This window comes from Synechococcus sp. 65AY6A5 (assembly GCF_002760415.1).
Lineage (GTDB): Bacteria > Cyanobacteriota > Cyanobacteriia > Thermostichales > Thermostichaceae > Thermostichus.
The window spans coordinates 134,663-147,036 of the sequence record NZ_AXUW01000001.1 but is presented as its reverse complement, the minus strand read 5'-3'; the positions used below and the strand labels follow the sequence as shown (position 1 = coordinate 147,036).

15 protein-coding genes are annotated in these 12,374 nt (G+C 58.7%); 9 read left to right on the top strand and 6 right to left on the bottom strand.

The annotated features are described in order from the left end of the window. Positions 1-243 precede the first annotated feature (243 nt). Both SYN65AY6A5_RS00700 and SYN65AY6A5_RS00695 read left to right on the top strand, forming a co-directional pair. Positions 244-696, top strand: coding sequence for an AbrB family transcriptional regulator (locus tag SYN65AY6A5_RS00700; protein WP_011431008.1), 453 nt, complete (start codon positions 244-246; stop codon positions 694-696). Between the two features lie 136 nt (positions 697-832). Beyond that, positions 833-2,233, top strand: coding sequence for a 1-acyl-sn-glycerol-3-phosphate acyltransferase (locus SYN65AY6A5_RS00695; protein ID WP_011431009.1), 1,401 nt, complete (start codon positions 833-835; stop codon positions 2,231-2,233). A 321-nt stretch (positions 2,234-2,554) separates the two neighbouring features. Here the strand turns inward: SYN65AY6A5_RS00695 and SYN65AY6A5_RS00690 are convergent, their stop codons facing one another. Both SYN65AY6A5_RS00690 and SYN65AY6A5_RS00685 read right to left on the bottom strand, forming a co-directional pair. Continuing rightward, on the bottom strand, positions 2,555-2,980 hold the full coding sequence (locus tag SYN65AY6A5_RS00690; protein ID WP_011431010.1) for an NfeD family protein: 426 nt from the start codon (positions 2,978-2,980) through the stop codon (positions 2,555-2,557). Between the two features lie 81 nt (positions 2,981-3,061). Next, entirely contained in the window at positions 3,062-3,301 is a 240-nt protein-coding gene (locus SYN65AY6A5_RS00685; protein WP_011431011.1) for a hypothetical protein, read from the bottom strand. A gap of 142 nt (positions 3,302-3,443) precedes the next feature. Here SYN65AY6A5_RS00685 and SYN65AY6A5_RS00680 point away from each other — a divergent pair, with 142 nt between their 5' ends. After that, positions 3,444-3,632, top strand: coding sequence for a hypothetical protein (locus SYN65AY6A5_RS00680; protein WP_011431012.1), 189 nt, complete (start codon positions 3,444-3,446; stop codon positions 3,630-3,632). Here the strand turns inward: SYN65AY6A5_RS00680 and SYN65AY6A5_RS00675 are convergent. From SYN65AY6A5_RS00675 to SYN65AY6A5_RS00665, 3 genes are all read right to left on the bottom strand, one after another. Next, positions 3,614-4,684, bottom strand: a complete 1,071-nt coding sequence (locus SYN65AY6A5_RS00675) for an SAM-dependent methyltransferase (protein ID WP_011431013.1) — start codon at positions 4,682-4,684, stop codon at positions 3,614-3,616. The genes SYN65AY6A5_RS00680 and SYN65AY6A5_RS00675 overlap by 19 nt on opposite strands. Then, entirely contained in the window at positions 4,681-5,283 is a 603-nt protein-coding gene (leuD, locus tag SYN65AY6A5_RS00670) for a 3-isopropylmalate dehydratase small subunit (RefSeq protein WP_041438503.1), read from the bottom strand. Before leuD ends, SYN65AY6A5_RS00675 begins: the two co-directional genes overlap by 4 nt. Before the next feature lie 138 nt (positions 5,284-5,421). Continuing rightward, positions 5,422-5,748, bottom strand: a complete 327-nt coding sequence (locus SYN65AY6A5_RS00665) for a phasin family protein (RefSeq protein WP_011431016.1) — start codon at positions 5,746-5,748, stop codon at positions 5,422-5,424. 41 nt (positions 5,749-5,789) lie between these two features. Between SYN65AY6A5_RS00665 and SYN65AY6A5_RS00660 the strand changes: the two genes are divergently transcribed. The 6 genes from SYN65AY6A5_RS00660 to SYN65AY6A5_RS00635 all read left to right on the top strand — a co-directional run bounded on the left by SYN65AY6A5_RS00660 (position 5,790) and on the right by SYN65AY6A5_RS00635 (position 11,067). Next, the gene (locus tag SYN65AY6A5_RS00660) at positions 5,790-6,137 is read left to right on the top strand and encodes a hypothetical protein (RefSeq protein ID WP_011431017.1); all 348 of its coding nucleotides are present in this window, start codon (positions 5,790-5,792) and stop codon (positions 6,135-6,137) included. Next, complete coding sequence (locus SYN65AY6A5_RS13905) at positions 6,134-6,292, top strand: hypothetical protein (RefSeq protein WP_011431018.1); 159 nt, start codon at positions 6,134-6,136, stop codon at positions 6,290-6,292. The genes SYN65AY6A5_RS00660 and SYN65AY6A5_RS13905 overlap by 4 nt, the downstream gene beginning before the upstream one ends. 404 nt (positions 6,293-6,696) lie before the next feature. Further along, positions 6,697-8,538 carry a pyruvate kinase gene (gene pyk, locus SYN65AY6A5_RS00655; protein ID WP_011431019.1) on the top strand — a complete coding sequence of 614 codons (1,842 nt, stop codon included), beginning with the start codon at positions 6,697-6,699 and terminating at the stop codon, positions 8,536-8,538. Between the two features lie 297 nt (positions 8,539-8,835). Further along, complete coding sequence (locus SYN65AY6A5_RS00650; protein ID WP_011431021.1) at positions 8,836-9,372, top strand: VWA domain-containing protein; 537 nt, start codon at positions 8,836-8,838, stop codon at positions 9,370-9,372. Between the two features lie 216 nt (positions 9,373-9,588). Further along, entirely contained in the window at positions 9,589-10,197 is a 609-nt protein-coding gene (locus tag SYN65AY6A5_RS00645; protein ID WP_143596978.1) for a hypothetical protein, read from the top strand. 240 nt (positions 10,198-10,437) lie between these two features. Further along, the gene (locus SYN65AY6A5_RS00635; protein ID WP_099812911.1) at positions 10,438-11,067 is read left to right on the top strand and encodes a biotin transporter BioY; all 630 of its coding nucleotides are present in this window, start codon (positions 10,438-10,440) and stop codon (positions 11,065-11,067) included. A gap of 772 nt (positions 11,068-11,839) precedes the next feature. Here the strand turns inward: SYN65AY6A5_RS00635 and SYN65AY6A5_RS00630 are convergent. Beyond that, the gene (locus SYN65AY6A5_RS00630; protein WP_011431023.1) at positions 11,840-12,016 is read right to left on the bottom strand and encodes an AI-2E family transporter; all 177 of its coding nucleotides are present in this window, start codon (positions 12,014-12,016) and stop codon (positions 11,840-11,842) included. Positions 12,017-12,374: the final 358 nt, after the last annotated feature.

Below are 12,374 nucleotides of genomic sequence, written 5' to 3'. Positions count from 1 at the left end.
CTAGCCTTTGGCGCCATCAAAACAAAAGCTGCAGCCCCCTCCGCGCTTGAGTCCCTGCTCCCCCCTCACCTTTTACCACGGCAAGAACACCGATTGAACGCCTATTGAGGAGAGCCTTTCTCCTTTAGAGAACCACTTCAAGTAGTAGGAGAAAAATGTGGCCTCGAAAAGAGTCCCCAACTTTTGGTTGCAGAAGTACGCCAGGAGGTTATGATCCTGGAGAGGACTGTAGGGCATTAGAAAATGTTGGACATACCACCACAACCTTTAACCGGAAAGGCTCTCCTGCAGAAGGTAGAAGCGTTGAGCCATCTTCCGCGCCGCGAGACGGCAAAGCGCTGTGGCTACGTAACCATGACCAAGACCAACAAGCTCCGCGTCAACTTAAATGAGTTTTATGATGCGGTGCTGGCGGCAAAAGGTCTGAGCCTCAGTCCAACTGCCAAGCGTGACAGGCGCGGTCGCGAGCCAACCTTTCGCGTGAGCGTTCACAAGAATGGTCAGATCATCATCGGGTCCGCTTACACCGAAAAAATGAATCTCAAGCCCGGCGATGAGTTTGAGATTCAGTTGGGCTATAAGCACATTCACCTCAAGCAAGTGCTCAACGGTCAGGTGATGGAGGACTCAACCTCGAACGAAGAAGCTGCCCCCAAAAAGACGCGGAGCCGCAGGAAAAAAACAACAGGAGCTTGAACCTCTTCTGGAGTTGGGCAAGGAAATCCAGTTGAGAAACTGTCACTGCAGGGCTTTCTCTCTTCCAAACCCTCCTTAAGATGGGATCCGAAGCTTGGGTTTATTGACTTCGCCAACCCTAGATCTGAAGATCCCTATGTACCAGACTGTTCAACCTCCTCTCAAGTTTCTGCCGCCGCGATTGACGCCTTGGGTAGTTCGTTTGGCGCAAGCGGGTTTGCCCTTGTGGTTGCGCTGGGCCAAGGGGATCCCGCGCGTTGAGGTGGAGGGGGGCGAGCGTTTGGCCCAGCTTTATCAGCAATTTGAGGCAGGCAAGATTCGCCTGTTGGTAGCCTTTCGCCACCCCACCCTCGACGATCCCCCCTGCTTGATGTACCTGTTTTCCCATCTTCTGCCTCAGGTAGCTCGACAACAGGGGATCCGCCTGCGGCAGCGTCCCCATGTTTTGTTTGTCTACGACCGCGGCCTGCCCCTATGGCTGGGCTTCATTGGCCGCTGGGGGCTTCCCCGGCTGGGCGGGATCCCGATTTTGCGGGGCCGTCTGGATCGGGCAGGGCTGAAGAGCTCTCGCGAGCAGTTTGTGTCAGGCCCGTACCCCCTGGCGGTGGCTCCCGAAGGGACAATCAACGGCATGAGTGGGCTGCTCAACCCGCTGGAGCCGGGGGTGGCCCAAATGAGTTTCTGGGCGGTGGAGGATCTGCACAAGGCGGGGCGCCCGGAGGAGGTGCTGATCTTGCCGGTGGGCCTCCGCTACTCCTACTTGAGGGATCCCAGCCTGGCGCTGGACAGGTTGCTCCGCCGCATGGAGGCGGATTGCAAGCTCCCGGCCACGCGCTCGGCCCATGTCGGCAAAGGGTTTTTGATGGCCCGCCTGCTCCGCCTGGCCGAGCATCTGATTCAGGTGATGGAGCGTTTTTACGAGCGCTTCTACGCCCCAGCTTTGCCCGACGCGGCGCGGGTCAGCCTGAAAGGGGGAGGGGATCTGTTGGCACGTCTGCAAAGCCTATCGGATCTGGCCCTGCGCGTGGCCGAGCAGCACTTTGGCCTGCAGCCCCAGGGAGACTTGATCGAGCGGCGGCATCGCATCGAACAGGCAGGCTGGGCCTGGATCTACCGGGAAGATATCCCTGATATTGCGGCGCTTTCGGCTGTGGAGAAGGGGTTGGCCAATCGCGTCGCCTCTGAGGCCAGCTTCCACCTCTGGCACATGCGCCTGGTGGAGACCCTGATGGTGTTTGCCGTGCGTCCCCTGCCGGAGCAACCCAGTTTGGAGGAACTGGCCGAAACCGCCCTGCGGCTGTGGAACCTGTTGGCCTGGATCAAAGGCAAAAACGCCGTCGGCGCTGCCCCCCCCAGGTTGGGGCCGCGGCTGGCCCGTTTCAGCATCGGCGATCCCCTCTCGGTTTCGGAGCGCTGGCCCGCCTACCAGGCCAACCGCCGGCAAGCCGTACAAGCTCTAACCCAGGATTTGCAGGCGGAGATGGAGCGGCTGCTGCAAGGGATCCCGCGCTCCCCTGCGAGCGTGGCCGTCGGCTGAGATCTGGGTTGGCTGGCCTTGTCGAGGGGAGCGGGAAGGCCTGGGCCGAAACCGATACCGGCCTGTTGTTGGGAATTGTTGCGCCGCCTGTAGGGAAGGCCTCCCCAGCGTTCAGCCAGAAACCGCGGGAGCCCCGCCCTCTATCCCCCCACCGCCAACGGCATCTTCTACTTAGAACCTGCTAGACTTGTTGGGATGGGTAGCCGAGTACGGTGGACTGAGGGCGAGCTTCTTGTTCGCCTTCGCAGAGATTCCCCGACTCCTCAGGTGTTTCTTCAAAAGAGCCTGTCCAGTGAGTCGCAGCCAAGCCTCTGATCCCCCTCAAGACTTGAGCATCTGCATCGGCATCACGATCAGGGTATTGCCTTGGCGATCGACCACGTAGAGCTCTTGCCCAGGCTGGATCTCCAGGTCGGGGACGCTGCACTTGGCATTCCAGGTGGAGCCGAGATAGGAGACCCGACCCCGCTTGCCCGGCGGAATGGCCGTAACTGCCCGCGCTTCTCGCGATTCCTTCAGGAGATCTTCCAGCTGAGTTGAAGTAGAGGGCAGCAGACGCCGGCTGAGAACGATCAACCCAAGGGAGAGCACAATCCAGGCCGAGAACTGGGCCCAAACTGGCCACCCCCAATAGGCCAAAAGAGCAGCCCCTAGGGCAGCCACACCCGCCGGCCCGGCCACCAACTCCGGCAAAAACAGCTCGGCAGCAATGAGAACCAAGCCGAAGACAACCCAGGGCCAAACCATACAACCCAGGCATTCGACCCCATTTTTAGTATGGCTCAAAGCACCTGGATTCTGCACTGGGATTTGTTGCCGAGCTGTTAGCTAGCCGCCCAGGCGGTAGTTCTCCAAAAACTGCAGGGGATCCACCTCTGCTTGGGGGGGATCCTTGGGTAGGTTCCTGGATTCGGCGATCCGCATCAGCGTCTCCCAGTCGGTGTTCATGACGAAGGCCACTGCTTGACGAGCCGCCTCTCGGTGGGGGCAGGCGTCGCCCAAGACACAGCCATCTCGGCAAAGAGTGGCGCAGTCGTGCTCAGTGCTCTTGAGAGTTGGGCCAGCCATGAGGTCGTTTTCTCCTAGGCTTTTACATTTTCTTCAGAATACCTGACCTGAAGAGAATCTTGCGCCTGCCGGGGATCGGAATGGGCGCAGATAGCCTGGATGAAGTGAGAAGACCGGTTAAGCCCAGAGGAGCAGTGGTTTTATGGAGTTTTCCCAACTGCAGGTGCTGGTGGAGCAAGCCCTGGAAGATAAGAAGTTAACCCGCAGCGAGGTGGATCAAATCATCGCCGCCATCCGGGCCGATGGCAAAATCTCCCCGGAAGAGATGAGCTTGCTGGAGTCCATTCGCGAGAAGGTGCTGCGCCGGGAAATTCAGGTGGTGGAAGAGTGAGGGGCCGGGATCCCTTTTTGCAGGTAGAGGGTAATTTCGCTGCGGTTGTGAAACAGGTGGCGCGCCCTCACCACCGGGAAGGCGCTGCCCAAGATGTCTAGGGTCTGGCGGAGCACCCGCAGGCGATGCTGGTGGGGGAGCTTTAGGGTCATCACGGCTGCCCCCTGCGGCTCCAGATGAGGGGCAAAAGCCGCCATCAGATGGGCAGAGGCACGGCCATCCATGCGCATGTCGTTGAGGATGAGGTGAAACTGACCTGGACAGCGGGCCAGATAGGCTTGGGCGCTGAGGCGATGGTGACAAATGCCGGCATCGTGGCGGAGGCGCTCGTCCAGCTCCGCCGGATCCACAGCCGTCACCTGCTGGCCATGCAGGCGCAAAATGCGCGACCAGCCCCCCGGCGCCGCCCCCAGATCCAAGGCCCGTCCCCCTGGTTGCAAAGGGACGCGAAACACCTGGATGGCCTCCAGCAGCTTAAACTCCGCTCGGCTGATCTGGTCGGGATCGCGGCGAAAGCGGTGGACGCCGCCGGCCCAGGTGGAGAGGTTTTGCGCCGCCAGCGACAGGCCCAGCCAAGCCCGGAGCCCTGTCGAGCTGGCCAGGAGCACCACCGAGATCACCTGCTGGGGATCCTTGACCTGCAGAGGGGATCCCACCGTCGCCATCACCTGTTCGGCCAGGGCTGCGTTAACCTGGAAGGGCTTGACGTTGAGCTTGCCAAACCGGCGCGTCTGTACCGAAAAGCTGAGGGCAGGGTCGATGGCCGCCAAGAGGTTTTGATCGAGGCGCAGCAGGGAGATCTCGTCGAGCTGTCGCTCTTGGTGGATGGGGCAGATGTGGCGCAAAAAAATGGGCGGGTTAGCCTGCCAGGCCTGGGCAAGGTCGGCAAACGAGCGCTGGCTGCACACCCGCACTAGGCCAGGTGCCTCCGGCAAAGGCTGAAAGACGGCCTCGGGATCCGCTGCCGCAATTTCCCGCCTCGCCAGATCCAGAAAATCGGGGTCGGCGCTGCCCAGCCACAGGTGAGTAGTGGGGGGAAGAAACCTGCTCACCTGACCCGCTGCCATCGCAAATAGGGCAAGGAAGCAGCTACCTCTTGAATCCGCTCCCGGGCGGCCAGCAATTGTCCGGTGGCATCCCACGTCCCCTGCACCAGCATCTGCCAGGCCCCCTGTGGGATCTCGACAGCAGCGGTTCTATCCTCCCAGCACACCTGTTTGTTGAGCACATCCAGCGTCAACCGGAGCTGTGGATTCTCGGCCACCGCCCCTTGCAGGGTTTGGATCACGCTGGCGGGCGCCGTGACGCAGGGGATCCCCAAGGCCAGGCAGTTGCCGAAAAAGATCTCGGCAAAGCTTTCGCCGACGAGGGCGCGGATCCCCCACTTGGCCAGGGCTTGGGGGGCGTGCTCCCGGCTGGAGCCACAGCCAAAGTTGGCGTTGACCAGCAAGATCTCTGCCCCCTGGTACTGAGGCAGGTCAAAGGGATGCTGGCCGGGATTCTGGGCCCGGTCGTCGGCAAATACATGCTGGCCCAAGCCCTCAAAGGTAACGCACTTCAAGAAACGGGCCGGGATAATCCGGTCAGTGTCGATGTCGTTGCCCACCAGCGGGATCCCGCGGCCCGTGATGGTCAAAACTTCGCTTGGCATGGGAATTGCAGTGACCTTCTGGACTCAAAAGCTGGGAATTGGCTTCAGAGTTTTGCAGGGTATAGCCTGGGATCCCTTGCCCAACTCTGCTTGGCCGAGGGGGCAAGCCAAGCGCCAGAAACGAACCATCCAGCTCGGCTAGCGGCGGTAAACTTGGTTTTCCAGGTTGCGCACCTGCCGCTCCAGCCGATCCAGCCGCCCGCGCAGCTCGTCCATTTCCGATTGGCGAGGAACACCCAAATCCTGCAGGACGTTGCGCACCTGCCGCTGCACGTAAGACTCCAGGTTGCTCTGCTCGGATTTCACCTGGTTGAGCAGGTTGTTGATGACGTTGGAGGCCTCTTCTGGCTTGAGCTGACCTTTCTGCACCAGCTCGTCAGCAGCCTTTTTCAACTGCTCCGCGAGCAGAGCGGTGGTGCCCACGCCCATTAGTAAGAGCTGACGTAAGATACTGTTATTGTCCAACGCTGCCCTCCAGAGAATGCTTGCCGAAGGTACGGGCTTCTATGACTACCTATTCTCCTCAGTTTGCCCTCAACTTCGCAACCGGGTCGGCCAGCTTCCCGCTTTCGGCAGAGGGGGCGCGGGAGTGGCACAGGGCTTTGCAAACCCTTGTGGAGCGGCTCAAAGTGGGGGCAAGCGGCCCCCAACGCCAGCCCCAGGCGCCGATTGAGTTTCACCATGCCGCCCCAAACTTGTACCTGGAGATGTTCTGCAATCCCAATATCTGGCCCGGCCCCCACGCCGCCAAGGTGTTAGTAATGTTGAAAACAGGGGCATTGCGCCTTTCTATTGAAGTGGAGTTCTCCCGCCTGCAAGAAGACCTCAGCCAATATCTGGAGTCTCTGAGATGAGCGAAGGCCGACACGCTTTGGGCGAGGAGCCGGCGGTTATTGCAGTAACGGAGCTGCTGGTTGAGCCGCCAGGTGGGATCCCTGGCCAGATGGAGACCGTTTCTCTCACTTGGCACGATCGCCAGCACTCTCGGCAGCGGCTGGTGAGCGACTGAGGCAGGGAAATCCAGTTGATGCTGCCACCCATCTCCACGAGGAGGATCTGCTCTCCGCGGATGCGCAGCGACACATTCCAGTCGAGGCCCAAGATGGCATTTTCTGCCTAGAAGCGGTAAAAAAGGCTGGAAAAAGCAGGTAAGTGTGAGCTGTTTAGAACCCCAGAGGGTTGGCTCATCAACGCCGACGCCCATGCGGCGACGAATACGAAGTAACGGCAACCTTTGGACTTTGTCTGTGGAAAGTCAGCAGAGGCGCTTTGACAACGCCTTTAAGAGTCTGTTTCCGGGCTGCTTGAAAATCCCCGCCACTTAAGGCCGGAAGTGTCAAAACGGGTTATCGTATCAAGGGGATCCCTGTGTGGGGAAACAATCTGGGCTGCTCTCCCTTGGTAAAGATTGCCATGCATTCGAGCGAGTCTTTTCGACGCACCAAAATTGTTGCCACTATCGGCCCTGCCAGCTCCAACCCCGCCATCCTAAGGGAAATGATCCTGCAAGGGGCAACCACCCTTCGCCTCAACTTCTCCCATGGGGATCACGACCTGCACCGCCGCAACATCCGCCTCATCCGCCAAACCGCTATGGACCTCGGCATCCAGGTCGCCATTTTGCAAGACCTGCAGGGGCCCAAAATTCGCCTCGGCAAGTTCGCCGAAGGCTCGATCACCCTTAGGAGCGGGGATCCCTTCGTGTTGACCAGCAAGCCCATTTTGGGATCCCAGGAGCGCAGTTGGGTCACCTACGACAAGCTAGCCCAAGAGGTGCCGGAAGGGGCGACGATCCTCCTCGACGACGGTCGGGTGGAGATGCGGGTGGAGGCGGTGGATCCCGAGGCGGGGGAGCTCTTCTGCCGCACCATTGTCGGCGGCACCCTCTCCGACAACAAGGGGGTGAACTTCCCCGGCGTGCGCCTCAGCATCCGCGCCGTTACCGAAAAAGACAAAGAAGACCTCTACTTCGGCCTCAACCAAGGGGTGGACTGGGTGGCCCTCAGCTTTGTGCGGGATCCCTCGGATGTGCTGGAGCTGCGGGAACTGATGGCCGCTGTCGGCAAGCGGGTTCCTATCATTGTCAAGATCGAAAAACACGAGGCCATCCAACAACTGCCCCAGATCCTGGCCCTCAGCGACGGGGTAATGGTGGCGCGGGGAGATCTGGGCGTAGAGCTGCCGGCGGAAGAGGTGCCGATTTTGCAGAAGCGGATCATTGCCATGGCCAACTGCCTGGGGATCCCGGTGATCACCGCTACCCAAATGCTGGACAGCATGGCCCACAGCCCTCGTCCCACTCGGGCCGAGATCTCGGATGTGGCCAATGCTATTTTGGACGGCACCGATGCCGTCATGCTCTCCAACGAGACGGCGGTAGGCAAATATCCCGTCGAGGCGGTGGCGACCATGGCCCGCATTGCTGTGCGCATCGAACGGGATTACTTCAGCCCGATCTATGTCGATCGCCGCCAACACCTGCGCACCCTCACCCTGCAGGAGCTGAGTCAAAATAACGGCAGCCCCGGTGGCAATGGCTCGCCCCGGCCCAAAACCCTGGTCACCGACTCAATCAGCCGCGCCGTAGGGGAGATTGCCCAGGAGTTGGATGCGGTGGCGGTGATGACCCTGACCAAAACCGGGGCTACGGCTCGCAATGTCTCCCGGTTTCGCCCGCGCACCCCGATCTTGGCTGTAACTCCTCATGTAGAGGTGGCGCGGCAACTGCAGTTGGTGTGGGGGGTACGGCCCTTGTTGGTCATGGATTTGCCTACCACCCGCCAGACCTTTCAGGCCGCCATCAACGTGGCTCAGGAAGAAGGCTTGCTTAAGGATGGCGACTTGGTGGTGCTCAGCGCCGGCACTTTGCCAGGCGTATCCGGCTCCACCGATCTGATTAAGGTAGAGGTAGTCAAGGCAGTGGTGGCCAAAGGCAGAGGGTTTGGCAAAGGCACTGTCAGCGGCCCGGCCCGCATCCTCAGATCTAGCCTCGATGCCAGCAAGATCACTGCCGGCGACATCCTGGTTGCTCGCGCTACCGATGCCAACTATGTGGAGGCGATCAAACAGGCGGCCGGGGTGATCACCGAAGAAGATGGGGCCTCCTCCCATGCGGCGGTGATCGGTCTGCGGTTAGGGGTGCCGGTGCTGGTGGGAGTTAAGGATGCTACGCGCCTCATCCGCGACGGCGCCATCGTCACCCTAGACCCAGAAAAAGGCACGGTGACCTCAGGAGCAGATGGGCTGGGCTTTTAGAGGGTTTTGCGGTCATTTCAGACAAGTTTGAGACCGTCTCCCAGTTCCTCTCTCCCCGGGAAAGGGAAGGCAGGGATCCGCGCAATGAGCGGTTTCACTGCCGTTTGACGCTTCAAGATACTCTCTCAGGGCTCTGCGCCGACAAGGATTTATCAAAGCCCATCAAGCTGATAACCTTTGCAAATAGTTGCACAGAATCCTTCACAAACGGGTCGCTGGCAGAAGTCCCAAGTTAGATTTCCTACAGGAGGCCGGTGACCATAGCAGAGGGCAGAGCCAGGGTTTGCCACCCTCACTTTGGTTCAGTTTGACTCGCAGGATCCCTACGAAGTTATCCACCGTTTCAAGCCCATCGCCGAAGTTCCCGAGCTAACCCGCGAGACCTATGTGCCGCGGGCCTCTACCCCTTTGCTAGATGCCATGGGTCGCGGCATCACCGACTTGGAAAGCGGCCTCAGCCAACTCGCTGAAGCAGATCGCCCTGCGAGGGTGGTTATGGTGGTGGTAACCGATGGCCAAGAGAACGCCAGCCGCGAGTTCCGCAAAGAGCAAGTCGAGAAGATGATCAAAGAAAAAACAGAGAAAGACGGCTGGCAGTTTGTTTTCTTGAGCGCCGATCTGGCTGCCATCCGCGATGCCAAGGCCGTCGGCGTCGCTCCCGTCGCCTCCCTGTTGTACCAGAAGTCCGGCTTGGGCAGCAAATTAGCCTGGGCTTCCCTTGCGATGCGCCTCTCCGACTACCGCTCAGCTCGTCTTCACAGTTTGATGTTCCTCGAAGAAGATCGCCAGCATCCCGACGACCCGAACAAGAAGAAGAAGAATAACAAGAGCTGATCCCTTACCGGTGCAACTTGCCGAGATCCTGGCCACGCTCCAACCCCCCGTATACGGGGGCAGGGGGGCGGGGCTCCTGCGGTTTCTAGCTGAAAGGGATCCTCACCTTCAAAGCTTCCCGCATCTGGGTTGAGACGAACCCACCCCAGAAGGTGGTTGTCGACGGAGAAGTGGTGGGCACAACCCCCGTCCAGATCGAGGTGCATCGCGCCGCCTGTGCGGAAACCCAACTCCGCCGAAAAGCTCGCCATCTTCTGGGTGAGACGGGTTTCGCCGAGCCTGACCCTGCTGAGCGCAACCGTGGGCCTGGGCGGGATCCTCGGCTCGGCTCTGGTCCTCTGGGGACTGACTCTGGCTTTGCAAGGACTGGCGCCCTCCAGTCAAGCCATCGATGCATGGATTTTACAATGGCTGCAGCGGGCCAGCCCTTGGCTGGATCCCTTGGCTTGGGTGGGGTGGGGGTTAGGGCATCCGATTGGGCTGGTGGGTTTGACCGCCTGGGGATGGGTTTTGCTCTGGCGCAGCCAACAAAGACGGACGGCTTGGGGACTGTTGGTTGCAGCCTTAGGAGCTGCCGTGATCGCCGGGATCCTGCAGCCTACCTTTTCTCGCCCCCGCCCAGATCTTTGGGATCCCATCCTGTCGGAGTGGACAGGTCATCGCAGCAACGGTAATCTACGGCCTTTTGGGCTATCTGGTGGCAAGCTATTATCCTGCTCAGCGGCGCTGGTTCGCTGGAGGAGTGCTGGGGATCCTATTCTTCATCGGTTTCAGCCGGGCCGACTGGGGGTTGAATTGGCCCAGCGATCTGCTGGCGGGGTATAGCCTGGGGGCTTTGTGGTTCATCTTTTGCCTCACCCTTCTGCGGATTCAGTGGATGCGCCAGACAAATGGCCGCGGCCAAGCAAGGTAGTGCATAGGTACAGAATCCTCCGGTTGCGATATACTACCCAGATAAGGCCCTTTGCCGGTTAGTTGCAGCCTCTGGCCAAAAGCTTTTGGGATGGGTCAGGGGATCTCGGAAAAGAGCTGTTATCTCTTGTATCTCAGCGCCCCAAATATCCTATGACTGCTACTTTTGTTCACACACCTTTGGCGCAAACCCTTCTGACCCGTCCTTCCTGGGTTCGGGATTCCATGCTGGTGTTGGGGGGAAGTTTGTTGGTAGCGGCCCTGGCGCAGGTGCGGATCCCTTTGCCCTTTACGCCAGTACCCATCACCGGACAAACCTTCGGCGTGATGCTGGTGGGGGCAGGCTTTGGGTCGAGGTTGGGCTTTCTCGCCTTGCTGCTGTACCTGCTGGAGGGGCTTTTGGGGTTGCCCTTCTTCAACGGCGGCGGCTCCGGGCTCAGCCACCTAACCGGACCGACAGGGGGCTACTTGCTGGCCTTTCCCCTGGCCGCAGGGCTGATGGGCTGGTTTGTGGAGCGCTGGGGGGTGGATCGCAGCCCTTGGAAGATGGCCGCGTCCATCCTCTCCTGCTCGGTTTTGATCTACGTCTTGGGAGCCACCTGGCTGGGGGTGTGGCTGAACGAGAATGTCGGCCCCACTTCCGTCTTGGCCGTGCTCACCAAAGGCGTGTTCCCCTTTATCCCCGGCGATCTGCTGAAGTGTGTGCTAGCAGCAGCCCTGCTGCCCACCACTTGGCGCTGGCTGGGGCGGGAGACAGCGGATCCCAAGTCGTCCTCAAGCTAGGGCTTGCCCAACAGCAGCCCGATCGGTGTAGGGCCAGCCTCCCGAAAATCTAAAAAAAAAATGATATCTGCCGCAGTTTGGCCTTTTTTCTGAGATTCTAGTGACTGTGATCAAAACGGTGTTTAAAGCAACAGATTCAATGGAGCGCTTCCCTATATTGCTCTAGAGTTTTATAAGTCGCTGAGCGACAAGCCCCTTTATGGGGCTTTTTTTATCGGCTTTATAAAAAAGGTGGGATAGGGCTGACCCTGACTTGCTATAGCCAATTTGGCTGAGGGTGGAACGCTGTTAGAGATAAGATGGCATGGAGCAGACTCCAAGAGGCAACTCCACGAGCCACAGCCCAGACTTAGGAGAGAGTTGTAGGGTATGTTAAGGAAGGGGACAGCCCGACAATAGCCGCATAGATTTACGAAGTCAGTCGTTAACGGTTTATCGCTGGCTGAGCCGAGAAAACCTAAGACCAACAGTTTTCAAGACACGGAAGTAAAAGATGGACTGCCCTAAAAGAACATGTGGAGCAGTAGATCAGAGGATAGAGCCAAGCTGTTCAACCCAGTGCTACAGCCTAATTAAGGGGTACAGTAGCAACACTTAGCAAGCCAACCCTATCAAAAGCCAGAAACTGGATCACCGTTTCCTGGGTGGCCTGGCCGTAGCGCTGGTAAAACAGCTCCTGATCCCCGGTGGTGTAGAGGAAAACCTGAAGGGCAATCTGGAAGCGGAGATCACCGTTTTGGATGCCCTTTTACTCAAGTAAGTTGATCAACACTCACGTCACCGGAATGGCCAAGAACACCGCCAACAAGCCGGCCACAGTACCGCTCACAAACAAAGAGAAAAACATGATCACAGGGTTGATATTGACGGATCCCTGCATCACGCGAAGCAGGAGTAAGCTCTCTTCTACTTGTTGTAGGGAGATACAAATTACTGGATAGAGAGCCATACGCTCTGTGATAAGACAATATGAGCAATTAGGCTAGTCCCAATAGTGGCTCCAATACCTGGAATTAAATCAAATAAACCTGTAATCATCGATGAGGTTAGAGCTGAAGGGATCCGAAGTACTAAAAACACTGGAAAAGCTGAAATAGCGAAGAAAAACGACAACACGGCTCAACCCCAGAAAAATCCCAAAAATTCCGCCGCACACTTTCAGTAATTCGAGCTTTCCACTCCTCTGGGAACGGCTTTAGAAATAAGCTCCACAGTCGCTTTCCATCCAGCAGGATAACAATTTAAAAACAGGTTTACTAAACCGAAGACCAAGCTGCGCAAAGTCAACACGTCAGGGCCCAGTAGGC